The following is a 26,519-nucleotide window of genomic DNA, read 5'->3' on the forward strand; positions in this document are numbered from 1 at the left end:
ATTCACATAGCAAAAACTATGTTGAAGAAATTTGTTTCTCTTTAGATATCTTTTAATTAGAAAAAATCTATGTTTCTATGTGTTAGAAAATTTAATTGTAACCAACATTAAATCCAGCTGGTTTTCCCATCAAATCAATTTGTGATTGTGGAATTGGCATGTTTACCATTGCTGGAGTCATTCTTAAAGGTACTTCACCCGAAATAGTTCCAGATGGACTTGAACGGAAATATAAATTTTGTCTTTCAACCAAAAGTCCTAATCTTTTCAGCAGGAACCATCTGTTGTTTTCAAAAGCCAATTCTCTTGCTGATTCGTCTAAATAATTGTTTAAAGTCCACGATGTTAAATCAAAAGTGGTTACAGTACTTTCTGGGTTTCCTGTATAACCTCTTCTTCTTACTTTATTTAAATAGGCCAGTGCTTTGGTATCATTTCCTAAATTATGATGTGCTTCTGATGCCAGTAAATACGTTTCTGCCAATCTGTAATACATATAATCTTTGTAACTGTTGGAAGTCATTGGCAGTTTTTCAGTATCATGGTATTTTTTCAAACTCCAGTGCCAAGCTCTGTAATTTCCGTTTGGTGCTGCAATTGCCGGATTGGTAATAGGCTGTCCGAATCTTGGATTACTTGGAACATTGATTTTATAATCCTGATAATTATCTGAATAATAATAGGTTTTAAATCGTAAATCATTGGTTTGGTCGTAAAGTGATTTCAGGTAATTGTTGGGATAAAACCATCCCAAAGCCTGACCACCGTAAGCTACATCTTGAACCAATTCATTGGCATTTAATTCATAAGTTCTGTGTGTAAAAACACTGCTTAACCAAGAGCCGCCGCCTCCGGCTAAATCATCACTTGGCCCTAATAAAAAGTCTTTTTGATAGGTAAAAAGAGATTCTTTATGATTTCCATTTTGTCCCCAAACATCAGCAAGTGCTACTAAACCGTGTGTTCCGTCGTTAATAATGGCATCAAATTGAGCGGCAGCTTCTGCCCAGTCTTCCTGCCATAAAGCGCTTTTGCCGCGAATGTGTCTCGCAACACCCTGGCCATAACGTCCCGGATCTACTTTAAAAGGAAGATTGGCAATAGCGTAATCTAAATCGGCATCGATTAATCGATATACATCTGCATCGCTGGCTACTTTGTATTCAACCGGATCGTTAATATTTTCAGGAGTTGTCGGAATAGTATCGATAAGGATTCCGCCATACATTTGTTTTAGGTCCAGATATAATTCACCTCTTATCACTCTTGCCTGTGCTACTAATCTTTTTTTGGCATTTTCATCCATTTTGATATTCCTAGCCGATGTAATAATAGCCGAACATCTGTCGATGATTTTATAACCTTGAATCCATTTTGAACCTGTAAATGACTGCGGATTATGTCCGGTTCCGTAAGGTGTATTCCATGTTCTGTGCAGTCCTAAATCGGTGGCAACCATAAAGAACACATTGGCCCACAAATCGCTGTTATCGCCTGAAGGCAGGTTGTAATAACGCATTTGGTTGTAAAGTGCATTTACTCCTACTTCTAATCCTGCAGGAGAATTGTAGATATAGTCTACAGAAACCTGATCTTTTACGTTTTCTTCCAGAAAATCTTCGCATGAAGTAAGTCCTAAAGAAAGTCCGAATATCAAAACAAATAGAAAATTTATATTTTTCATGATCTTGTTATTTTTATTTTATTGAATGTCTTAAACTTTGTTATTAGAAACCTACTTGTAACCCTATAACACAAGTAACTGGTTCTGGATAATCGCCTATTTCTTTTTCTGGGCTGTACGATTGGTAATCCGTCAAAGTGACTAAGTTGCTTCCGGTTACATACAACCTCATATTACTCAATCCTAATGATTTAAGCGTGTTTTCAGGAAATTTGAATCCAACAGAAACGTTTTGCAAACGAATGTATGAGGCGTCTTGTAATCCTAACGTATTGATGTATGGCGGATCGTTTCCGTCTCTTGGTCTCGGCCAGTTTCCACCCGGATTTTCAGGTGTCCAATAGTCTTGTTTAATACCATTTTTTACTCCTCTTAATGAACCTCCGTGAACATAATCGTACAAGAACAAGTTATCTCTGGTAACGCCTTGAACAGTATAAATATCTGCCGAGAAATCAAATTGTTTGTATTCTAAAGCCAATGAAAAGGTTCCGAACCAATCAGGCATTTTTGAAGTGATAATTCTGTCCTGATCTGGATTTGGATTAGCTCCATTTGACGGATCGGCATCGTATAATTTGATATCTCCTGGATATAAAGTAGTTCCTGTAACAATTGGAATTGTTTCTCCTTCTTGATAAATTCCGACTGCTTTGTAGCGGTAATACACATCGATTGGTTTTCCTATAAACCAGAGGTTTCCAACGGCATCATCTTCTCTTCCATCTCCGTTTGCATCTTTACCATAAATGCTTACAATGCTGTTTTTGTTTTTAGTGAAAGTGGCTCCTACATTTAATCTGAAATCTTTCTTTTTGATCAAATCACTATTTAAGGTAATTTCCAAACCTTTATTGTTTACTTTACCAATATTGGACAATTTCGTGGTATAGCCAGTGTTGGCATTTAAGGTTTCGTAAATCAATAAATCTGAAGTGTCGGTATTATAAACCTCAACTGTTCCTGTTAATCTGTTTTTGAAAAGACCAAAATCAGCAGCAAGGTTTAATTGTGTTGAAGTTTCCCAGCGTAAATCTGGATTTGATAATTGTGATCCCGGAACGTATCCAGAAACTTTTACTCCGTTTATAATGTAATCTCTCTGTACTGCTGTTGCCATACTTTGATACGGATCTTTCGGCTGGTTTCCTACTTTACCATAACTGGCTCTTAGTTTGAAATTGCTGATAACTGGAAGATGTTCTTTTATGAATTCTTCATTAGAAACATTCCAAGCCGCATTTACAGCAGGAAAGAATCCCCATTTATTATTTTTTCCAAATACTGAAGATCCATCGGCTCTTCCTGAAACCGTGAAATAATATTTGCTGTCAAAATCATATTCTAATTTTCCTGCGAAAGAAATAAGTGATCTTTCATTTCCTCCAATTAATGGTGTATTTAAGAAGGCACTTTCTAGGCCGTAAATTCCTAATATATCGCTTGGGATTCTGCTTGCTGAGTTTTCAAATTCATTGTATTCTGATGATGTAATTTCGTAAACTCCTGTAGCGTTAAAATGATTTTTGTCTGCCAGCTTAAAGTTGTAATTCAAAATATTACTCAATTGATATTCTACATTGTCTTTAAAAGTAATACGTCCGCTTCCTTGTCCAGAATTGGCAATTCCTGCAAGTGATTTTGAAGAATTGAAAGACATTGCTTTGTAATTCCACGATCTGCGGCTGGCATTTAATTTATAGGTAAAACCTTTTAATAAATTAATATCTAGAAAAACATTCATGATATCATTTCGGTTTAACTCATTGGTATTGGTTTCATAAATATCGATCAGTGGATTTGGTGTTTCCTGAATACCTCCTGGCAAATGACGAAACGTACCATCATCGTTGTAGATTTTTCCAAGCGGCGATGTGTTGATGGCATTGTTTAAGATGTTCCCAACATTTGGTCTGTCTGATTCTGAATACTGAAGCGAAACATTCATACCTACTTTCAGCCAATCAGTAATTCGCTGATCAACATTTACTCTCATGGCTACTTTTTCGAAATCAGAATTTGGAATTACTCCTTGCGTATTAATGTAGTTGATACTTGAAAAAATACTTGTTTTTTCGGTACCAGATGAAATACTTACACTATGATTATTGGTTACTCCTGTTCTTAAAACATATTTTTCCCAGTCAATGTATTTTCCTGATTTAACCGATTCAAGTTCAAGCGGTGAAAAAACCTGTTCGTCTGGTCTGTAAACTCCACCGTTACTGGTTCTGTAGGCTTCTCTTTTTAATTGTGCAAATTCTTCTCCGCTGTAAATGTCAAAATTTCTATTGATGGTCTGTACACCAGAGAAACCGTTGTAAGCGATTTTTGCTTTTCCCGTTTTTCCTCTTTTTGTGGTAATTAAAATCACTCCGTTTGAAGCTCTTGCTCCATAAATAGATTGTGCAGCGGCATCTTTTAGAATTTCTAAAGAAGCAATATCGTTGGCATTGATGTCATTGATATTTCCAATTACCACACCATCTGCAATTACGATTGGTTCGTTGCTTCCGTTAATCGATTTTTTCCCTCTAATCTGGATTGAAGATGAACTTCCCGGGCCTCCATCGGCTAATGAAACTTGAACTCCGGCAGCTTTTCCTCTAAGCATTTCTCCAACATCTGAAGTCGCCACTTTTGTCATGTCGCCTGGTTTAACCGAAGCTACAGAACTAATTACGTCGCTTTTCTTTTTGGTTCCGTAGCCTACAACGATGATTTCGTCTAATGCCTGAGAACTGGCTTTTAGTACGACTTTTAGGTTTTTCTTGTTTTCTGTGTCAACAGCAACTTCATCCATCCCGATGAAGGAAAAAACAAGTGTACTTTTTGGCGCAGTGCTAATGCTGAAATTCCCGTCGAAATCAGTCTGGGTTCCTTTTGTACTTCCTTTTACATGCACGTTTACTCCTGGTAATGGGAGACCTGCATTGTCAACTACTTTTCCGGAAATGGTACTTTCCTGTGCATTCACATTTGAAGCGAGAATAAACAGAAAAGACATTAAAATTAATCGTAGATAATTTCCACCAAGAAAAAGAATCTTTTCGGGTTTGTTGTTTTTCATTGTTAATTTTTTTGGTTAGTTAATTTATAAAGTCATGTGATTATTGGTTGCAAAAATGACTAATAAATGAGGTTACCAAGGGAGGTGAATATTCGTTTTTAGGGGTGTCGATGTGTTTCTTTCAATATTTCAGCCCTTTAAAAACGGTATTCGTAATAAAAAACCTAAAAAATTACGATGTAGTTATTTTGGAATTTAACCGCAAAGTCCACAAAGTTTTTATTAAAATTTGCGGACTTTGCGTAAATCTCAGCTCCCGTTAACTATCGGGATTGCGTTTAGAAATTTAATTATGTGAAGCTTTATATTCTGTTGGTGAAAGATTGTAAAACTTTTTAAATTCTTTACTGAAATGCTTTCTGTCATTAAACCCAACCATATAGGTTACTTCTGAAATTGAATAACTAGTATTGGCTATTAAATGAGCGGCTTTTTTCAATCGCATGTTTTTTATAAAACCAGCAACCGAATGATCAGTTAAGGTTTGGACTTTTTTGTAGAGAACGGTTCGGCTCATTCCTATTTCATTTACCAAATCGTTTACATCAAAATCGGGATTATCAATATTCGATTCGATTATCTGCGTCAGCTTTTTCAAAAAGATTCCTTCTGGTGTGTTTAGGTTTTCTTCTTCGACAGCGGCTATAAAACCTTCGCCGTATTTTTGACGCATTATTTCTTTGGCAGATAAAAGATTGGCAATTGTCAATTTTAATTCTTCAATGCTGAAAGGTTTCGAAATATAAGCATCGGCTCCTGTCGAAAGTCCTTCGATTCTATTTAAGGTAGACGATTTTGCGGTAAGCATAATTACCGGAATATGATTGGTATTTAAGTTGGTTTTTAAAATATGACACAATTCGAAACCATCCATTTCTGGCATCATAACATCGGTTACAATAAGATCCGGGATTTCTTTTTCCATGAACTCTAAAGCCAATGCACCGCTTGTAAACTTCAATATTCTGTAATCTGTATACAAAATATCGTAGATAAACGACAATACTTCTTCATTATCATCGATAACAAGAACGGTTTTCTTAGCGCTGTTTTCTTCTTCTAAATATTCTCTTTCGTAAAGATCAATTTCTGTTTTTACATCCGAAATTGGATTGGCATTTTCGTTTATCGAAATCGCATTTTCTACAATTTGTGATTTCTTGAAATGGTCTTTTCCTTTCTTTAATTTGATGGTAAAAATGGTATTGAAGTTGGGATCTTCTTCTGTCTGGACTTTAATTTCTCCGTGATGCAGTTCAACAATACTTTTACTCAAAGCCAAGCCGATTCCGCTTCCTAAATTAGCGCTGCCACGATCGTCTAATTGGAAGAAGTTCTTGAAAATTTTCTTTTTTCTATTGTCTGGAATCCCAATTCCGTTGTCTTTTACCTTAATTTCTATAAAATCAGAATCTTCTTTTTGTTCGACAGCCAAAGTTATTTTTCCGCCTTTGCTTGTGAATTTAAAAGCATTCGAAAGCAGATTATAAATCACTTTCTCCATCTGGTTTTTATCAAAATAAAGCTGCGCTGTGTTGATATTTAGAACAAATTTATAATCGATTTTTTTCTCGACTGCAATTCCTCGGAACGATTCGTAAATATCAAAACAAAACGAAACAATATCCTGCTGTTCGCAATAGATTTTCATGCTTCCTTTTTCGGCTTTCCTAAAATCCATTAATTCGTTAACCAGTTTTAATAATCGGTCAGAATTACTTTTTATGGTTTTTAGTTTGTGTTCGAGATTTGAATTCTTTTCGGCACTGCTTAAAAGTTCTTCAACAGGTCCGCTGATTAAAGTGAGCGGTGTTCTGATTTCATGCGAAACATTGGTAAAGAAATCCAGTTTCATTTTGTATAATTCTTCCTGTCTTTCTTTTTCTACCTGCTCCAGATAATACGCTTGTTTTAATAATTCTCGATTTCTAAAAAAGCGGAATGATAAAACCGAAGCTCCAGCTAGTAAAGCAATGTAAAATAAATACGCCCACCATGTTTTCCACCACGGCGGCAGCATAATGATTTTTAAGGTTTTAATGTTTGGATTCCATTCTCCTCCTCCGTTTGAAGTTTTAATTTTCAGCATATAAGTTCCCGAATTCAAATTGGTTAAATTGATATAATGCTGCGAACCTATAATGTGCCATTCGTCTTTATTAAAGGAACTTTCGAGTTTATAAGCGTATTCATTTTTTTCTGGCGAAATGAAATTCATCACACTAAATTCCAACCCAATATAACCCTGATCGTGTTTTAAAGTAATTTCAGATGTCTCACTGATGCGTTTTTCCATTGAAACCTCTTTATTTCCAGGCCTGATTTCTTCGTTATTTACAATAAGTTTTGTGAGGACAATTGGTGATTGGTCTTTCGTTTTAATCAATTTAGATGGGTTGAAAACAATTAAACCATTCGAAGAGCCAAAAACTAGTTCTTTTGCATTGAGTTTTACACTGCAATTATTGGAGAACTGTTTTACTTTTAAACCGTCTTTAGAAGAAAAAGAAGTGATTTCAAAATCTTTAATATTTAAAACCGGTTTTACATTTTTGGTTTTGATTTTATACAACAAATTATTGTCGCTGATCCAGATATTTCCTTCTGCATCTTCAGAAATACTTTTGATGGTTTCATCAGTAAATCCCATTGAGCGGTTGATTTCGAAGAAACGCCCTTTCTTTTCGTCAAAAATATTCACGCCTCCGCTTTCGGCACCAACCCAAAAACGACCTTTAGAATCGGTAAACATGACGGTAAGACTATTATTTGAAAGTCCGCTTTTGGGTCCGGCTTTAAAAACTTTTGTAACGTGTTTTAGTTTTTTATCGAAATAGTTTAGACCGTATTGTGTCGCAATCCAAAGACCGTCTTTTCTGTTGGCCAGATCAGTTATAAAATTGTCGCTGAGCGAATTAGGAGAACCATCAGCCATATAAATTTCAACTGTTCCGTCTGTCATTACTTTCTTTAATCCGTTTCCGTTTGTTCCCACCCACAAATCGCCGTTATCCAGTATTAAAGACGTAATAGGACGTTCTCTTTCTTTAGAATCTTTTCGCGAAAGTGAAATAATTTGAAACGATTTACTGCTTTTATTGAATTTGAATAATCCGTTGAAAGTCCCACAAAATAAATACTGCTCGTTTTGATTGGCCAAAGCCGTTATCATATTAACACTTTTATCAAAATCGTAACCCTCAATTTGATACGTGGTGTTTTTGTTATTTCTAAAATCGAGATAATTCAAGCCTCCGCCATTTGTTCCTACCCAAACTGAACCGTCATTTTCTCTGGCAACTGCATTTACAAAAGCAGTATTAAGTCCGAAATTAGGCTTTATGACTTCTCTAATATTAATAAAATTGGTATTGGTTTTCTGAAAAAAGTTGACACCTCCTCCATTTGTTCCAATCCAGATATCGTTATGACGGTCTTTTAAAAAACATTTTACATCATCATCTGAAAGGCTGTAACTTTCCAGCGGATTATGTCCGTATTTCGTAAACTCGTTTTTGTCTTTTTTGTAAACACACAAACCATTTTTTGTCGCAAACCAAATGGTGTTATCATCAACAGAAACAATATCGTTAACCCAGTTTGAAGACAGACTTTTTCTGTTACTGGTATTGAGCAGAAAATTGGTTACTGAATTCTTTTTGATATTAAAATGAAAGACGCCGTTGGCTTCTGTAGCAAACCATAAATCGCCGTTTTTTTCTTTAATAATTTTCCAGATTTTCGATTTGATTAAAGCTTCGTTATCTGCCAGCACTTTAGGAACTGCTTTTTTGGAGCCGTTTTTAGGATCAAAGCATTCCAAACCTTTTGAAGTTCCAACCAAAACTCCGTAATCACGATCGTAAAATAAGGACAAAACCCTGCTTTTTCTAAATGGCGAATTGTGGTCGTTCGAGATTTCTTCCAACAAATATTTCTGCCGATTAAGTCGTTTGATTCCGCCAAAAGTCCCAACCCAGATTCGGTTTTGATCGTCTTGAATTATAGAGGAAATATAGTTTCGTCCGCCTTTTATTTTTTGGACATCAACTCTTAAAAAGGTTCTTTCGTTTTTGTTGTAAAAATTCAGTCCGTTATTCGTTCCAATCCATAGCTGTCTTTCGCTGTCTTCTAAAATCACATTTACATGATTGTTACTGATGCTGTTGAGAATGTCTTTGTTGTAAACGTATCTCAAGAAATCATAACCATCGTAACTAATTAAACCGTTTGCAGTCCCAATCCAGATAAATCCTTTTTGGGTTTGATGAATGCTGGAAATCATACTCTGCGAAAAACTCACATCATAATCGATATGATCAAAATACAAATCAGATCCCTGCGCCGAAATTTTAAAGGAAACAGCAATAAATACGATACAGCTTAAAATGTAAGTTTTAATGTTTTTCATAAACAGAAATTATAAACGCTCTGGAAATTATCTGCAAAAACGATTTGTCTTTTCAAAGTCAATAAACCTATGAAAAAAATCGATTGAACAGACCGCAAAATAAATCTATTGCAAAAAATAGAGGGAGTTATTTTTTCTTTTTAAGGGGTGGGTTTGTGTTTTTTTTGATGAAGGCTTATCTGTTTCAACAAAAAAGCGCAAAAGTCAAAAGACTTTTGCGCTTTTATTAATCGTTTTGCCTATGTTAAATAACACTTTATCCTTTCACGAAGTCTAATATGCTCTCATCAGTCATAGGATCACCTATATTAATAAATTTCGAATCTATAACTTCGTGATTTTTATTTAATATAAGTATCAAACCAAATTGGTCTGCTCTATTGAGATTGCAAACTAACAGTAAGTTGTTTTGATCTGAAACTTTTCCTAAAACATTTAGACTTTTTTCTTCATTAGTATATTGCTCAATTGAGTCATAAAGTAAGTTATATACATTAGTAGAATGACTTTTAGAAAATAAAATCTTTTTCACATCCTTTTCATCAATAAATGTAGTGTTTGACGCAGTAAATTCATCTGATTCTAAATAGGACTTTACATTAGTATCACCACTTATTGAAGCTGTTTTTTTAATAATATATTCAAGTCTTTCTTTAGGTGGCATTTTTTCCTCATTAGGTGGAATAAATTGATCAATAATTTCAAATTTTCCTTTATCATTAACCTTATAATCAACATAAGGATAAAAAGGTTTACCTGATTCTATTTGACAATGAATTACACCATTTTTATTAATGTAAACATGAGATGTACATTGACAAATTTGCTGATTGAATTTTGATAAATCTAAAAAATCTATTAACTCATCTTTTGAATTGTAGTTTAATAATGTATAAACTGATTCAAGACTTGAAAGTATTACGGTATTGTAATTTGCATTTAGCTTAATTCGCTTCTTTATTTTTATCCCTTCAGGTTCCAAGTTCTGATCGTGTTTAAGTTTTTCAAATTGCAATAAAGATTCACTATCTAAGGCTATATTTTTAAACAACAACATTTTATATTGATTCTCCTTTTTACCAAAATCAATTTCTTTACCAAAATCATCTCCATTATAATCAAGCCTTAATGTATCTTTAGACTTAATCAATTCCAAATCATTAATATTTACTACACTCTTCTTAGATTCCTTTTTTATAGATTCTTTTTTACATCCAAAAATTGAAAATAACAAACAAACAATTGTTATTCTATAAATAATACCATTCATAATAATTAAATTTTATTCTATCATTCTCTAATTGCTTCCAAGTCCAAAGATTTGACTCTCCTTTTAATATTGAATTATCTAAATAATTTTTACCACCCTCATAACCTCCTTTATCTCCCTTTTCTTTTCGTATCTTGAAACTTTGAATTCTTCCATATGGGTCGTCAACAATTATTCCCATGTCAGTAACATCAACAACTCTCACTATATGTCCTAATGTTGACAAACAAACACCAAATCCTTTATTTAATTTATCTTCTAGTAACTTTTTATGTTTTCTTTTGTCAAAAATTTCACCAACACCAACAAATCCTCCTTTAATTCCTAACTCATTTGCAATTTTTACTCTTGTGCTCGCATTAAATCTACTGTCATCTCCTTGTTTTAAAATATCTCTAATCATTATCATCATAAAATCCTCCATTTTCGTATTTGGATCTGGAGCAGGATTCATTTGTCCTAAATATTGTAAAGCAATAGATTCACTTGTTACATTACACATTGTATCAGCTAATTTTTTGTATTTAGCATCTCTCTGACTATTGTATTCCACAAAATACTGTAAAATTCGATAAGCTTTTATTTTTTCTTCATTTGTTGTAAACTTATCAATAGCTTTTCTAATCTCCTTTATTTGTTGAGCACTAAAGTAGCAAAAAGTCAGTGACGTATCCAAATTAAAAATTTCATTTGGATTATTCATTATGAGATTATACGATTTATTCATCAGAATAATATTTTTACTATATTGCCCTTCATTTTCACTTTCTTCCAATGCTTCTCTAACCTCCCACACATAAGTTTTACCGCCATCTTTACCAATTTTTTCTCCCTTTCTATTAATTTCATCGGCTTCCCTTAAGAACGGTTTATTAGCTCGATAAGCTGCATTTGGATCACCATAAACAACTTCATGATCTAAATGTCCTTTTCCTGCTTTTACAGGATAATTTACAGACAAATAAATATCTGTTGCACTTTTTAATTCATTTTTAGTTTTTAACAAAAACCATTTTTCAACATAATCTAACTGTTTTTCAGCAGTCATATTATATAATTCAGAACGTTTTATTTTTAGATGATCAGAAGCATCTTTCCCAAATTGTATTAATCCAACAAATCCCGCTTCTCTACTGTCATCCATAATCTTTTTAAAACTACCAGCTTGTGGAGAAAAACTATTTGCTGTTTCAAAAGCCATAATATTCATTAATACATTAGGAGAAAACACCACGTCTTTTTTCTCTTCTATATTTTTACATATTTTTACAACCTTAATTCTAAATTCCTTACTTACTCTAGATCCCCAAATTAATTGTGGGTCATTTTCATCAATAATTTCCTTTCTATTTATTTTCCCCTCCCCAACAATCATAACCAAAACCTTATTATCCAAATGTTTTGTAGAATAACCTTCAACACCTGCATAATACTTTATTGTTGTTCCAATTTTGAGTTTTTTATCTAGGTTTTTTAAAATAAAACTTGTTGTTGCAATTCCTTCTAAGTTTACTTTTGCTTTACCTATAAAAGATGGTTTTTCGCTTATTTTATGAGCTTTTAGCTCAATCTCTTCTCCAATCATATTTTGGGTTTTGGCTACCAGTGTAACAATTGCGCCTTTTTTGCCAAACGGAACCTCATTTTCTGGTGTTACTCTCTTACCATCGTATGTAAAATATACATCTAATACTTTCTTCTCTGTTGTAACAGAAATTACGGTATTAGTATCATAATTAGCTGGCGATTTAAATTGGTATGGTTTTCCATTCTGAATTCCTAATAGTTTAAATCCGATTTTGGTGTTTTTTTGACTTTGGAATCCGATGAGTTTTTGAAAATTTGAATCAAAATTTATCTTTTCGAAAAGCTCTCCTCTTTCATTGGTTTTTACATCAATAAAATGGTTTGTTTTTCTGCTATTTAGATAAAAATAAATTCTAACCTTTTGATTATTATAATAAGGAATGCTGGCATTAATGTAATTATCTTCTGAAAGACCTGAGATTGTTTTTTTAGTTCCTCCGCTCAATGACCAATACGCTTCTGCAATTTGTGGTTCTTTTACCTCAAACTTATAAGTACATGGAGATTTAGCCCCTTTTTGACGATGACTGAATGCTTCTACAACATAATTTCCAGCTTTTTGAGGAATAGATGTGGTAAAAGAATTCCATTTATGCATATAGGATTTTTGAGGATCGTTTTTATTTGCAAATAACTTAAATTCAGAAACTAGATAAGGTTTATTATTAGAATCGTAAATTATCCATCTTACATCTTCTTTTTCATCAGCTGTTGGTGGATTTATTTTGAACGTTTTGGCTTCCAAAGTCAACTGACTGTTTGCAATTCCTAACAAGAATATATTGCTTTCTGAACTTTTTCCTTCAACACCAATACTTGCAACCTCATTTTTAATTACAGAAGTTTTAAACTCTGTAACCAATCCATATTGATCTTTACTGGCAATTTTAATTTTATAATCGCCCAAATCTGGCATAGCAAGTTTGATAATTCCTGTTGAATCTATTTCTTTTTCTTCTGAAATTAGAGCTGATTTACCTGGAATTACAGTTTCAATTTGATAATAAAGTTTTATCGGATTTAATGATTTTACTGTAGCATTTTTTAAAGATGCTTTAAAAGCTTTTTCTTCTGCAAAAGGCCTGCTAAATTCTCCTTTAATCGCCGCAGGAGGTGTGATTACAATATCCTGAGCTACGATTTTAAGTTCGATAAAAGTAGCTGTTTTTGCACCTTTTTTTTGTTTTACTGTATGGTTATGTCCATAAGCATCAATTCTATAGGTTCCTGGTGTATCGAAATTATAACCAAATGAAGTTCCTTCATTTCTAAAGATATTTTCTTTGCTGTTTTTAGTATTGTAAACAATCCAATTAATGTTTTCTTTTTGATGCACCTTCTGATTGATAAAAGCTTCATCAACAAAAAACTCTAGACTCTCGCCAACAATAAATGAAGATGCGTCGGCATTTTTAATTCTTACAGCGCCTTTATTTACTGCGCTTCCAATAAACTTAGTTTCGTTAATTTGTTTAAGGAAAACATACACATCTTCTTTTCCAATAGCAGCATAAAGTTTGTCTGCATTTAGATTAGGATATATTTTTGTTTTGGTCGTTATGGTTAAAGTATTGGGCAAAGCATCTAGACCTTCGACCTCTTTAAGCAATAAAAACAATTCGTCGTATTGCTCAAAAAGATTGGCAATATTCGTTTTATCATTTTTAAGCTGTTTTTTGATTGTTTCCCAACGAATTTTATTTTCTTTAGAAATAGCTCCTTTTAATATATTAGCATCAATTGCTTTAATCATTTTTTCGCGAACGATTTCCCAATTGAAGTTCTGAATTTCAATCGATGATAATCTCGACTGTTTCAAAGCTTTATACATTTCTGTAAATAGCATTTCATTAGGTTTTCCATCAAATTCAATCGCTTTCATTCCTTCTTCAAAAGCTTTACTAATACGAGTCCAATATTGAATAGCCTCGTCATTATTTGCTCCTTTTGCTTGATCTAATTTCTTTTTGATTTCAGCTTTTACAAGATCAACCGAAGGCTCATTTTCTTTATTTTGAAGCATTTGTGGCACAGACAACATTTGCTTTGTATCAAGATTCTCATAAACCTGACTTAAAGAACTGCTCAGAATATCGTTGTCTGCTTTCGAAACCGGAAGAGTATTTTTAAATGAAGCGAAAGAATTATTTATTATACTTCCACTTGTATCAGCAGCACCTTGCTTAATTGAAGTTGACGAATAAGACTCTGGAACCGAAGAAGTAGTGTTAAACGATGGTGCTGTTTTATTTACAGCATTGGTATCGGAAACGCCTTCTTCGATCGAGCTTACAATATTGTTTACAGTACTTGCAGAGTTTTGCTCTTGCCAAATTTGTGTAATATCTTTCTGCTGGCTCATTTCTTTCGAAACCTCAGCTAATTCTTTTATAAAGGCTTTTGTTAAGTCTTCAGGACTTTGTGAAGAAGTATTGTTTTTTATCGAAAGATTAAAATTGTGAATTGTATTTTTATTCATAATGAAGCTATTTTTCTGGGTGTAAAAATAGTTTCATATCGTATGAATTTAAAATTTCAAGTGGCTTGTATTCAGTAGTTTCAGCAGGTTTCTTTTCTACTGAAACTACAGAAATGCTATCACTTTTCACTGCTATTCCATATACAACTATTCCTACTTTTGCTTTTCTAAAAAACAGGTACAGTCTTACAACATACTCCCCCAGTATAACTAAAAATACCACATACGACTTTATTATTAATCAATTAAAAATAGCCGTCATGGATTTTTTATTTTCAATAGGTATTAGAAAAATGCCTAAAATTCCCGACAAGTATAATTCTTGTCTTTTAACTTCATTTGAGCTTACAGATATTCAATCTAAAAAAGGGCTTCTTTTAAAACTTCACTTAAACAAAAAAACATGGCAATTCAGACATTAAATACCATAAAAAACTGGTTTAAAACCAGCTTAAAACCAACACAGCAACAATTTTGGGATACTTGGGATTCCTTCAGACATAAAAATGAAAAACTACCTATTCAAGATATTGAAAATCTTGAAATGACATTAAATTCAAAAGCTGAAAAATCAGAACTTGATGCTCACAAGATCAACGTCAGTGCCCATAGCGAATTATTTAACACTAAAGAAAATATAGCGAATAAAGGAATCGCAAACGGATATGCGCCATTAAACGGTTTTACAAAATTAGCTGCTCAATATCTTGATATTATAAATGATTTAGTTTCTGGAGGCTCAAATTCACTTTTAAGTGCGGAACAGGGGAAAATTTTGCAAAATCAGATAAATCAAATTAAAACTTTATTATCATCTGATAATGTAAACTTAAATAGCCTTCAAAAAATAGTAGATACTGTTGAACAAATTCAACTTTCATTAGATACTATTTTAGTAAATGATCTTATCTCTGGAGGAACTACAAAAGCTTTATCAGCTGAGATGGGTAAAAAACTTAATGAAATTAAGTTAACAGCAACAATTGCAACTGATACTGAAACTCAAATCTTATCTGCAGTTGCAGAGGACAATAAAGTTATTAGTCGTTCTAAATTATATAATTGGTGGCAATGGGTTAAATATTCTCCTTTAAAATGGAACAATACTATATCAGCAAATCCTGCAACACAACCTAATGAGGTAGTTATTCTAAGTCAACTAAATAAATCTAAACCAACTTTAGATGACGTTTTAGGTGCAGGGATGGTCGCAAATAACAAATCTATTTATCTTGATGAAGGAGATCTTGAATATAGAGGTTTTATGTCTTCAAGAGGTTTTTCTGCATCACATGGTTTTTCTGGCATAGGAATGACTTCAACAGATGGAATACAATTTTTCATAAATGAAAATAATAATGGTTGTACTTTTTTAAAAGAAGAAAAAGCAACTCAATATAACAATTTATTATTACCGAATAAATCAGGGAAATTGGCTATTATCAAAGATTCTGTAGAAACAGCTCCAGGAACAAAAGAGATTGCTCCCTTAATTATTCCAAATGGAGAATTAACAACTGTTCCACAAAGTGGAGCAATAGAAAGAGATGCATTTGGAAATTTATATCAAACTATTTCAAATATACGTTACAGGTTACTTGATACAAGGGAATATGATAATATTTTAATGACTACATGGAAATCTAAAATACCTGCTTATTTATTAATTAACACTAATAAAAGTAATATCGTTTCCAAAATAGTCAATATACCAGCAACAACTTTTGGGGCTACTGATTTTGGAAGTTATACAATAAAGACAGTTGATCATTATGAAATAGAATCATATAGAGAAGATGGATTATACGAACCTGAAAATTTTCTCTTTGAGGTTTACTTGAAAGGTAAAAATTGTAAATTTTCTGGAAATGATTCAATAAGGCTGTATTTTTCGTTGATAAATGATTGTGAAGCATTAACTAGAAAAATTCGTAACTATGAAATAAACTTGCAAACATCATTATTTGAAAGCCGTAAAATTTGTTCTTCCTTAATTTTCTCCGACACAGGTTATGATCCTTTGTTAAATATAATTTCAGAAGAATTTAATCAATATTTTATTCAATCTTTAACTTATTCAGGGACATATGGGGATATGAAACTATCTGAAGCAGATATCTCTTTTGAATATAGAATATCAATAGAATATCAAGACCAAAAAAATTCAAAGGAACAAAACGTAACAAAGGTTATAAAATTTAACAATCTTTCAACAATGGTTTTAAAATTACAGTAACACGATATTAATAAAAAATTAGAATAAATTACTGGTCTTATTTTTAAATAAAAACTACGGAAAACCGCGATTCTTTTTTTCTATTTTTTCTTTCCTTCTAAATTACTTTTACAACCTCGAATTTAAATAGCAACATTTTTGTGGAATGAAAATCTACTCTGCTATTCTTAACCATTTCCAAAAGTAACATATTATTAATTCAATTAGATAATAAATCATGGCTATACAAACATTAAATACTATAAAAAATTGGTTTAAAACCAGCTTAAAACCAACACAGCAACAATTTTGGGATACTTGGGATTCCTTCAGACATAAAAATGAAAAACTACCACTTCAAGATATTGAAAATCTTGAAATGACATTAAATTCAAAAGCTGAAAAATCAGAACTTGATGCTCACAAAACCAACGTCAGTGCCCATAGCGAATTATTTAACACTAAAGAAAATATCGCGAATAAAGGAATCGCAAACGGATATGCACCATTAAACGGTTTTACAAAATTAGCTGCTCAATATCTTGATATTATAAATGACTTAGTTTCTGGAGGCTCAAATTCACTTTTAAGTGCGGAACAGGGGAAAATTTTGCAAAATCAGATAAACATAATTAATACTTTGCTTCAATCAAATAATGTAAATCCTGATAAATTTGACGAAATTGCTCGAATGGTAGAAAATATACAGACGTGGCTAAACTATATTGTAATAAATGATTTAACCTCTGGAGGAATGGGATATGCTTTATCTGCTGAAATGGGTAAAAAACTCAATGAGATCAAACTTACTGCAACAATTGCAACTGATGCAGAAACACAAATTTCTAATACCATTGAAGAAGATAATAAAGTGATTAGTCGTTCAAATCTTTTAAACTGGTGGAATTGGCTAGCAATGACAAGAAAAACTATTACAGGAGATTGGAATTTTGAGAATGGTTTGAGATTTCCAAATTCGCAAAATGGATTGACAATTAATTCTGAAATTAATTCTGGAAAAATTACTGTTAGTGAAAAAAGTCAATCTAATATAATATCTGAAACACAAATAGAACCTTCGGCACTTACATTGAAAAACAGAGCATCTGGAGGTCAAGTTCTCGGAACCAGTATTAAAGATGGTGAATTTATGCTTTTTAAAGATGCTACAGGTTATGGAGATTATCAAAATTTAGCAAGTGTCGGATTAAGTGTGGGGCAAGATAACAAATTATCAGGACAATTATCTTTGACTAATGAAAATGGTATATCTTCGTTTTTGAAAGAAAATCCAGAAAGTATGATAAATGGCACTTATTTCTACCTTCCTAAAGATATCACTGGTGAACCTAAAACACTAGCAACGACAGACGATACAACCCCAACGACTTTACAACAGATGTTAGATAATTCTGGAAACATTGCTTCAGTAGATGGAGGTTCAAGTAGTATAGGAATTTTATATGGGAATGAATATGATAGAGGTATTTATTTTAGATCTTACAACCCAGATTCTGGAAGTATCTTAGATTTTAGAAATAAAAAAGCTACATTAAGTAATTACAACAGAGACACCGACAAGACAGGAAATATAAGTGTTGTTTCTGGTGGTATACAATTAGATGAAGTAATAAATTCAGGAGCACAAACTATTTTTGTTTTTGAAACCCCTATAGCCATAGGAAGTCCATCAATAATAAAAGTACCAGCTAAAACATCTGGAGAATATACTTTACTTCTAAAAGAAGACTTAAAAAGTTACAGTAATGGTGGAGTATTTACGATTACAGGTGATGATGTTACATACCAATTTAATATACCACATGGATTAATGGGCACTGTTAAGATGCATTTTGTAACAACAAATTACAATATCGAAAAAATAGTGTTTGACTCCTATATATCAGGATCAAATATTGTAGTTTCTTTCACTCAAGATATTCCTTCAAATGGACAAACGATTAAAGTAAACTGGGGAGCATTTCAATAAAATGAATATATTCACAACTAATAGAACCTCTGATTTTTAAACAATTATATAAAATGAAAAATATATAATTAACATAAAAATATTTATAATGCATTAAATCTTATTGCTTGATAAATACAATGAGCCGTTAGTAATCAAAAGATTTACTAACGGCTCTTTTTGTTTAAGTCACCATATTGTTATTGGAATAATTAACTGAAACTACGGAAAACTGTGATTCTTTTTTTCTATTTTTTCTTTCCTTCTAAATTACTTTTACACCCTCGAATTTAAATAGCAACATTTTTGTGCAATGAAAATCTCTACTCTTGCTATTCTTAACCATTTCCAAAAGTAACATATTATTAATTCAATTATAACTAATACCACTATGAGTTATTCAACATCAAGAGGCATAAATAGAATGCCTAAAATCCCCGACAAAAGCCATTTGAAAAGTCTATTTAGTTTACATCAAAATGTAAAAACGAATTCTAAAAACAATAATTCAATTAGATAATAAATCATGGCTATACAAACATTAAATACAATAAAAAATTGGTTTAAAACCAGCTTAAAACCAACACAGCAACAATTTTGGGATACTTGGGATTCTTTTAGACATAAATATGAAAAAATCCCAGTTAATGATATTGAAGGAATCCAAGAATTACTGGATTCTAAAACAGAAGAATCTGATTTTAAAACCATTAATGGAGAATCTATTATAGGTTCTGGAAATATTATTATTAAAGAAGGTGAATTACAGAATTTAGACCAGGTTCTTACTGAAGGAAATGCATCTCCACAAAGTGTTCAATTTTATGCAGGAGGAGAAAACATTGAATCAGCAAGTGTAATACATACCGTAAATCCATACTTCAATATTATTGAAAACAAAACCGTAAAGGTTAAAAATACTCTTTATGCAAATGCAATGAAAATCGAAAACACTAGCGGAGGTATTGGAAATAAAACTATGGTAACTTATCAAGATGATGCCATCGGATTCTCAACAGATAACGGCGGGGTACGTATAAACTTTCCTAGGTTAGGCCGAAGTTTGCCAACTTATCTACCATTATCAGTAAATGGGCAGTTTGCAGATTTAGCAGGAAATATTGAAGTTTCTGGGGGTTCAGTTTCTGGAACACCAAATTTTGTTCCAGTGTTTAATGATTCTGGTGACAATGTAGAAATTAGTATTATGAGTCGCGTTGATGGAATTTTAAACATTGATACAGGATTAGCCGATACTTCAGGATTGAGGCTTCAACAACTTAGAAATGAATCCGTTGAATATATAACAACAGAGTATTCAATAGGATCACAATATTTGCAAGGAATGGTTTATTTTCCTTTAACCAAAAGTATGTATACCGGCCAGCAATATGACAACGGAAACGTCATTGAAATTAATCAATATGGAAAGGTTACCTTATTGAATATTGAGGGAAATCTTGTATTTATTAATCCTATGATTCCAGATAAATTAATATCAGCAAAAACTTATTATACTGACAATGTTAGGGAAACAAGGATCTATAAGTGGTCTCCAGAATCGGGACAAGAACAAATTGCATCTTATGATGGTCAATTATACAAAGATATAACGGTCGATACACAAGGAAACATGTATTTTATCACAGGCGAATTGGGCGCCAAAGTTGTAAAAGTTACAATTGACGGATTAGTTACAATAATTAGTGATACTGTTAATTATCCTGATAAAGGTGTTTATAGAGGTGTTTGCGATAGCGAGGATAATCTTATATTAGCAACAAGTGACTTAAATTCATCACTTCTAAAAATTACAGCTGGTACAGAAGAAATTACCAGAACAGATGGAAATGTTGGTTTAGGTGTTGCAAAAATGATTCTTAGATCTGATGGTAAAATTGCTATTATTGGAGGGACCGACAGACAAAATGCGATAATTACTACTGCAATATATGAATTCGATGGAGTATACGTATACAGTGTCAATGAATATGAAATGGGAATAATTACTGATGTAAAAGACATTGACGGTCATCTAGAATATTTATTTCAAGATTGGACTGATGAGAAACATTATTTAGTTAAAGAAACATATTCAGGAGATTTTATTGATAATCGAATTTTTATTGGTGAAGGTTTCGAAAAGACACCATATAATTTTGATATCAATCAGACAAATGGCTCATACTATTTTGCAATGCCTTTTGGAACAAAAGCTGGAAGCTTAACTTTAAAAAGTCAGCCCGTTCTTACAGTTGATGAGTTAGGAAATATTATAAAAGATACTTCTCATCCAAGTGTACAAGAAGTGTTACAAATTATTAAAGATAGTCAAAAATCTAATTTACAAGAAGTTTTAGAGGCTGGTTCGATTGGATTTGTAAATAAACCTATTAGCTTAGGCAATCAATCTGATGTGACTATTAATATTAATAACGGTTTATATATTAACGCTAATCCTAGCGGTACATTTGATGTAGGCGCAGGAGGTTCTGGAGGCTTTAGAATCTCACAAAATGGTCATTATTGGAACAACTATAGCAACAGTCCGTTACAAATATCATCATATAGTAAAGGGATAACTTTAAGAGGTGGAAATGGAAGCAGTATTGATATCACTGATTCTCAATTTAGATTAAATGGAGGCAGTAGCGAAATTGTTTTAGCTGGTGGCGGTTCTACTGGTAAAACGGTAATTCAAAACGGGGGGTTAAATGTCGTAAACGGTTATTCTGATTTTTACAACGATGTATATGTTGATATTATCAAAAACAGAAGAACAGGTGAAATAAATAATCCAATGAACATATTTTCTGATAATATAATGGAAATTCGTTCTTCATTAGAAACATACATTACTGCTTGTGAAAATGGAGTACAAATTATTATGGACAAACCTGAGAATACAGAAAAACCTGAAGGTTACGACTTTAATATGAAGCTCAATGCTAAATCTGAAATATACGCCATTACTGAAAAATTAAAAGTTGGCGGTTATGGTACTTCTAACATTACTATTCATAATTATAAAATTGAAAGAGTTGAGGCTAATAATACAAGAATTTATCCGATTTCAATAAATGGTCAATTTGCTGATCCTAACGGAAATATTACTATTTCTAGCACTGGAGACACTCAAAATTTACAATCAGTTATAGATAATGGAAATGAAGTAAGAGATAAAGGAATTTCTTTTAGAAATAGCGAAGCCTCTTACAACGTTAATCTTTTACAAGATACAGATGATTATTTATTAGTAAAAGGTAATTTAAAAGCTTATGGCACTTTGAAGGCTACTGAATTAATCGCAACAAGTCAAATAAATACACCTTCTATTAATATTGGCAACTTTTCTGGAGGCCAGGGTTTAAATTTTGGAATAAATTATATTTCTAATGGATCAGGAAATTTTGATTTATTTGTAGCTGAAGAATTTCATGTAAATGCTAATGTTATATTTTTTAGGACATCTGTTGGTTCATTTAATTTTCCATCAGATAAACCAAATGGTAATTATACATTAGCAACATTAGATGATCTTTTAGAAGTTTTTGATAATCCTACAACAACTGATTTAAGTGCAGCCGATTTAAACACTAATTATGTACAAGCAAAAAAAGGAGATTCGGTTCATTGTTTGAATATTGCCTCTGGTGGAAAAATATATACAAAAACTACTTCAGGATGGGTTTCTCAGTCAGTTGCGGCGGTAATATAATCTCTTTTGAATATTAGAATCGGAATAGTTCTTTAATTATTTTAGTATCAAAAAGAATCAGTAGAATTGATGTTAATCAATCTATCAACAATTTAAATAAGTATTAAATAAAATTGAAAAGTCAATACAAAATAAAATGTATTGGCTTTTCTTTTTGAGTATAAAATTAATGCTTTCTAATATTATTTTGTTTACATTTTATCTGGCTTCACGAATAAACTAAACATATTTAATTTCTACTGAAACTACTGAAAACCAAGCTTTAATTATTCTTTTTTCAGCTTGCCATACCCTACTTTTACATACTCTAATTGATCTATTAGAATTCTCAAAAAACATATGAAACGCAATTCACTTTTAAAATATTTTTTGAAAGTCAGAGCTTCAGCTGCATAAAAAACATCTTCAACAATCACTTAATAACTAAACAATTATCAATCATGGATTATACATCAAAAGATTTAGGAGAAATCCCTAAAATACCTGACATGAGCAACTTTAAAAATCCACTAGAATCACAATCTGGAGGAAACATTTTTATTGAAAGCTTTAATATCACAACATCAACAACAGCTGATAAAAGTGAAAGTCTATCCGAAATCATAAAAAAAGAAAGTAAAGACAGCTGTATTTAATCTATTAAAAACAAAAAATGACAGACGAAAAATCCATCCAAAATCTAAAAGAAAAATACGGTGAAATTTTAAAACTTACTTCTGATGATCAGTTAATCACCGTTTATTGTAAAAAACCAACTTTTAACATCTATCTAAATTATCAAAATTTATATAAAGACAATCCACATGAAGCGATTCTATTTTTATTTAAAGAATGTTTACTTGAGAAAGAAAATTATAATGATGAGTTCATGCTTGCTGCAGGAAACTCAATCATCGAAGTAATCAAAAAAGACAGTGAATTTACAATTAATGCAACTCCGCAAAAAGACGAATTCAAAAAATCAGCGGCCCTTATTCGATATGCTTTTCAGGTAGATCCATACAAACTTCCTATGGATGAATTTTACAAGCTTCTTGAGGAAGCACTCTGGCTGCAAAAACACAATGATAACAGAATGGAAAACATTATGATTACTGCCTTTGCTAAAACATTTTCAAACTAAAAATAAAAAATAAAATCATTATGAAATTCAATTTTAATGTAAACGAAATTTTAGAATCTAAAGACATTCAATACAGTGGTATTAATTATAACGAATCAGAATCTAAAGATTTTATCATTGATAAAACTGGAGGCGAATTTAACCTTAGGGTTTTTGCGCCTTTAGTTTTCGAACCTCTTGTAAAAAACAATCTTAATTTACCTAGTCTAAGAGTTGACGCAGTTACAGTAAATCTGAGCCGTTCTAAAATTATTAAAAAAGAAGGTGTTGAAGGAAGAGATTCAACCATCAAAGAACATATTACAAATGGCGATTTTAGCATTTCTATCGAAGGACTTATTGCTAATGAAACCGGAGATGAATATCCAAAAGAAAAGCTTTTTTTATTGAAACAATTTCTCAATGCCCCTTATTCTCTAAGAGTAACACATGCTATTTTAAACCGATTTGGTATTTACGAATTAGTCATTGATTCTTATTCTATTCCGTCTATTTCTGGAACAAAAAATATTCAAAAATTTACAGCCAGTGCCACATCAGATGAAACCGTCGAACTAATTATCAGAAACAATGTTTAAACTCAATGCCAAAATTAAAGTTTATGAGACTGTACGCCTTATACCAACTCCTAAATTTTATGAATTCAATTATGTAAAAAATGTTAACATAAACAGTTCATATAAATCGCTTACCGATACTGCCACCATCATAATGCCTCAAAAAGTATATACGGATACAAAAGGATTTGATCAAAGTCTGTTTGTGAATGCCAGCGGAGAAGAAAAAACAATTCATGATTTCTTTAAACTTGAAAATTATATCGAGATTTTTTTAGGCTATGATGGCGATTACAAACCCGCTTTTAGAGGTTATATTACAGGAGTTCAATCAGACACTAATGCAGTAATAACTTGCGAAGATGCTATGTATGCTTTTAAAAAAGTAAAAGCTGTAAAAGATAATAATGTTCAGGATAAAAAGGATAATCTTAATATTGTGGCTGTTAATCCCGCAACAAATGTGGATAGTTTTAATCCTAAAACTTTCTTTGAAAAAAGAATCAAAGAACTAAAACTGCCTTTTAAAGTAAATGCTCTCAACGAAAACTTAGGAAATATTGTTGTGAGCAGAAATCATAGTTTAGCTCAAGTATTCGAAATGCTGAAAGATAAAGGAATTTACACTTACTTTAAGATGGAAATAACCGGCCCAGTTCTTACCATTACCAATAATCCGCAACAGCACACTCCTAACGAATTATCAAGTTTTATTGATCGCAATTTTATCAAAAGCCCACTCGCTGGAACATTGGTCAAAAAACTTATTAATGAAGGCCTTAATCTTCTTGGCTCACAATTAAATAAAGTTGTTCAGTCTATTTCTGGAGGTTTTTCTGGAAAAGTTAATTTCAGATTCCGTCATAACATTATAGAAGATAAATTAGTAGTAGTCAACGAATCAAGCAAAAATATCCGAGTTAGAGTTGAAAAATATTTTAAAAATTCAAATACTCCCGTTTTTATCGAATTAGGAGATCCTAATGGGCAACTTTTAAAAACACACGTTTTACACAGCGATACTGAAAATTTACCCAAAGATCCTGCATTATTTGAAAAAACAACAACAGAAATCGCCTCAGAATTGTATCAGTATGGAGCCTTAAGGGCAATGCAATCAAAGCCAAACGGATTTGAAGGATATATTTTGACTTTTGGAGAACCTTTTGTGCGTCCGACAGATAAAGTAATTCTTGAGAATGCAAAAGACAAAGAAAAAAACGGAACTTTTCAAGTCGAAAAAGTAGAACGCAGTTATGGCGAAAACGGTTATAGACAAAAAATTTATTTAGGAAGAAGAGTCGAATCAGTTTAGAAAAAGAAAATGGGAAATATAAAAGATTTAATAAAAAATGTCGCCAGCAGTAATCATAATATTGAAACTTTTGCGGCAAAAGTCATCGAAATAAATAAAGAAGAAGAATCTCTTCATAATCCCGAAGATGCTTACACTGTAAACATTATGCGAGCTGACGGCGCCATTATTAAAAATGTGCGCCTAAAAGCTTCTATTCAGGATTTAGAACAAGGAATTATTACCATTCCAAAAAAAGATAGTTGGGTTTTGGCTTCTATTATTGATGGAGTTGAAACGAGAGCGTTTATTTCGCAGTTTTCGGAAATTGAACGCACATTTGTTCGTTTCAAAAACGATAACAATCAATATTTCGAAATTGATATTGATTCTAATAGATTTCAAATGTTATTTAAAGAAAAAGAGGGGGGAGAAACTGAAACAACAATTGAAAAACCTTCTTATAAAAACCTTGCTCAAATAGAATTCTCTGGAAAAAATCAAAATATTAGCGCTTCTTTCTATGATGAAAACGGAAAAGAAATTTCAAAAAATACTTTCAATATTAATGAACAAAAAATTAGCATTAATCAAGATAGCACAATTTTCAGTTTAAAAGATAAAGAGACAAAAGTTACTATAAAAGATGGTTTTGAAACTTTTATTTCTGATGCTAAAATTTCCTTTAAAAAAGACGATTTAAATTTTGAAATAGATGATAAATTTAAAATTAATGCTGGAGGTAAAAACTTATTAACTGAATTAGAAAATCTTATAACAGAAATTTCAAATATTGTAGTGGTTCAGGGGGTTGGACCTAATGTAGGAAATCTAATTACAATCAAATCCAATTTAAAAAATTTATTAAAAACTTAAAGAATGGCATTAGCAACACCTTTATTAGAAGATGCAATTTTAGCTGCATTTGAAGAGAGCTCAAAAATAACAGTTGATACAGATAGCAGCTCAGACAATTCAACTAAATCAAAAAAAGCGAGAAAAGACACGGCAAAAGCACTCGCAAAAGCTATTGAAGAATTTGTAAAATCTGGTACTGTAACTACTACAGTAACAACAACCGGAAGTGCATCAGCGCAAACAGGAACAGGAACAGGAAACATTTCATAATTCGTTTCTACAAA

15 protein-coding genes are annotated in these 26,519 nt (G+C 32.0%); 10 read left to right on the plus strand and 5 right to left on the minus strand.

Features of this window, described 5'->3' with window-relative positions; translation table 11 throughout:
• Positions 1 to 91 precede the first annotated feature (91 nt).
• The 5 genes from J0383_RS05135 to J0383_RS05155 all read right to left on the minus strand — a co-directional run bounded on the left by J0383_RS05135 (position 92) and on the right by J0383_RS05155 (position 14,501).
• Positions 92 to 1,684 (minus strand): RagB/SusD family nutrient uptake outer membrane protein, encoded by a 1,593-nt coding sequence (locus J0383_RS05135; RefSeq protein WP_207297370.1) that lies wholly within the window; start codon positions 1,682 to 1,684, stop codon positions 92 to 94.
• A 43-nt stretch (positions 1,685 to 1,727) separates the two neighbouring features.
• Positions 1,728 to 4,754, minus strand: a complete 3,027-nt coding sequence (locus J0383_RS05140) for a SusC/RagA family TonB-linked outer membrane protein (RefSeq protein WP_207297371.1) — start codon at positions 4,752 to 4,754, stop codon at positions 1,728 to 1,730.
• 286 nt (positions 4,755 to 5,040) lie between these two features.
• Entirely contained in the window at positions 5,041 to 9,165 is a 4,125-nt protein-coding gene (locus J0383_RS05145; RefSeq protein WP_207297372.1) for a two-component regulator propeller domain-containing protein, read from the minus strand.
• 256 nt (positions 9,166 to 9,421) lie between these two features.
• Positions 9,422 to 10,435, minus strand: coding sequence for a hypothetical protein (locus J0383_RS05150; RefSeq protein WP_207297373.1), 1,014 nt, complete (start codon positions 10,433 to 10,435; stop codon positions 9,422 to 9,424).
• Positions 10,416 to 14,501, minus strand: a complete 4,086-nt coding sequence (locus J0383_RS05155; protein ID WP_207297374.1) for a hypothetical protein — start codon at positions 14,499 to 14,501, stop codon at positions 10,416 to 10,418. Before J0383_RS05155 ends, J0383_RS05150 begins: the two co-directional genes overlap by 20 nt.
• A 65-nt stretch (positions 14,502 to 14,566) precedes the next feature.
• On the opposite strand from J0383_RS05155, the gene J0383_RS05160 reads away from it, so the two are divergent.
• The 10 genes from J0383_RS05160 (at position 14,567) to J0383_RS05205 (ending at position 26,505) form a co-directional block, all read left to right on the plus strand.
• On the plus strand, positions 14,567 to 14,923 hold the full coding sequence (locus tag J0383_RS05160; RefSeq protein WP_207297375.1) for a hypothetical protein: 357 nt from the start codon (positions 14,567 to 14,569) through the stop codon (positions 14,921 to 14,923).
• A complete protein-coding gene (locus J0383_RS05165) occupies positions 14,905 to 16,737 on the plus strand; it encodes a hypothetical protein (protein ID WP_207297376.1) in 1,833 nt (610 codons plus the stop codon). Before J0383_RS05160 ends, J0383_RS05165 begins: the two co-directional genes overlap by 19 nt.
• 217 nt (positions 16,738 to 16,954) lie before the next feature.
• Positions 16,955 to 18,706, plus strand: coding sequence for a hypothetical protein (locus J0383_RS05170; protein ID WP_207297377.1), 1,752 nt, complete (start codon positions 16,955 to 16,957; stop codon positions 18,704 to 18,706).
• Between the two features lie 505 nt (positions 18,707 to 19,211).
• Entirely contained in the window at positions 19,212 to 22,403 is a 3,192-nt protein-coding gene (locus J0383_RS05175) for a hypothetical protein (protein WP_207297378.1), read from the plus strand.
• 440 nt (positions 22,404 to 22,843) lie between these two features.
• Positions 22,844 to 23,038, plus strand: coding sequence for a hypothetical protein (locus J0383_RS05180; protein WP_207297379.1), 195 nt, complete (start codon positions 22,844 to 22,846; stop codon positions 23,036 to 23,038).
• A gap of 17 nt (positions 23,039 to 23,055) precedes the next feature.
• Complete coding sequence (locus tag J0383_RS05185; protein WP_207297380.1) at positions 23,056 to 23,526, plus strand: hypothetical protein; 471 nt, start codon at positions 23,056 to 23,058, stop codon at positions 23,524 to 23,526.
• Positions 23,527 to 23,546: 20 nt separating this feature from the next.
• Positions 23,547 to 24,104, plus strand: a complete 558-nt coding sequence (locus J0383_RS05190; protein WP_207297381.1) for a DUF6046 domain-containing protein — start codon at positions 23,547 to 23,549, stop codon at positions 24,102 to 24,104.
• Positions 24,097 to 25,398, plus strand: coding sequence for a hypothetical protein (locus J0383_RS05195; RefSeq protein ID WP_207297382.1), 1,302 nt, complete (start codon positions 24,097 to 24,099; stop codon positions 25,396 to 25,398). The genes J0383_RS05190 and J0383_RS05195 overlap by 8 nt, the downstream gene beginning before the upstream one ends.
• A gap of 9 nt (positions 25,399 to 25,407) precedes the next feature.
• Positions 25,408 to 26,253 (plus strand): hypothetical protein, encoded by an 846-nt coding sequence (locus tag J0383_RS05200; RefSeq protein ID WP_207297383.1) that lies wholly within the window; start codon positions 25,408 to 25,410, stop codon positions 26,251 to 26,253.
• Between the two features lie 3 nt (positions 26,254 to 26,256).
• On the plus strand, positions 26,257 to 26,505 hold the full coding sequence (locus J0383_RS05205) for a hypothetical protein (protein ID WP_207297384.1): 249 nt from the start codon (positions 26,257 to 26,259) through the stop codon (positions 26,503 to 26,505).
• Positions 26,506 to 26,519: the final 14 nt, after the last annotated feature.

It is taken from the genome of Flavobacterium endoglycinae (assembly GCF_017352115.1).
GTDB lineage: Bacteria > Bacteroidota > Bacteroidia > Flavobacteriales > Flavobacteriaceae > Flavobacterium > Flavobacterium endoglycinae.

Bases quoted from the DNA above. Each gene is read 5' to 3' on its own strand.
- J0383_RS05170 (WP_207297377.1), top strand. From the start codon at position 16,955: ATGGCTATACAAACATTAAATACTATAAAAAATTGGTTTAAAACCAGC.
- J0383_RS05140 (WP_207297371.1), bottom strand. From the start codon at position 4,754: ATGAAAAACAACAAACCCGAAAAGATTCTTTTTCTTGGTGGAAATTAT.
- J0383_RS05135 (WP_207297370.1), bottom strand. From the start codon at position 1,684: ATGAAAAATATAAATTTTCTATTTGTTTTGATATTCGGACTTTCTTTA.
- J0383_RS05155 (WP_207297374.1), bottom strand. From the start codon at position 14,501: ATGAATAAAAATACAATTCACAATTTTAATCTTTCGATAAAAAACAAT.
- J0383_RS05175 (WP_207297378.1), top strand. From the start codon at position 19,212: ATGGCTATACAAACATTAAATACAATAAAAAATTGGTTTAAAACCAGC.
- J0383_RS05190 (WP_207297381.1), top strand. From the start codon at position 23,547: ATGAAATTCAATTTTAATGTAAACGAAATTTTAGAATCTAAAGACATT.
- J0383_RS05145 (WP_207297372.1), bottom strand. From the start codon at position 9,165: ATGAAAAACATTAAAACTTACATTTTAAGCTGTATCGTATTTATTGCT.
- J0383_RS05205 (WP_207297384.1), top strand. From the start codon at position 26,257: ATGGCATTAGCAACACCTTTATTAGAAGATGCAATTTTAGCTGCATTT.
- J0383_RS05165 (WP_207297376.1), top strand. From the start codon at position 14,905: ATGGCAATTCAGACATTAAATACCATAAAAAACTGGTTTAAAACCAGC.
- J0383_RS05185 (WP_207297380.1), top strand. From the start codon at position 23,056: ATGACAGACGAAAAATCCATCCAAAATCTAAAAGAAAAATACGGTGAA.
- J0383_RS05200 (WP_207297383.1), top strand. From the start codon at position 25,408: ATGGGAAATATAAAAGATTTAATAAAAAATGTCGCCAGCAGTAATCAT.
- J0383_RS05150 (WP_207297373.1), bottom strand. From the start codon at position 10,435: ATGAATGGTATTATTTATAGAATAACAATTGTTTGTTTGTTATTTTCA.
- J0383_RS05195 (WP_207297382.1), top strand. From the start codon at position 24,097: ATGTTTAAACTCAATGCCAAAATTAAAGTTTATGAGACTGTACGCCTT.
- J0383_RS05180 (WP_207297379.1), top strand. From the start codon at position 22,844: ATGGATTATACATCAAAAGATTTAGGAGAAATCCCTAAAATACCTGAC.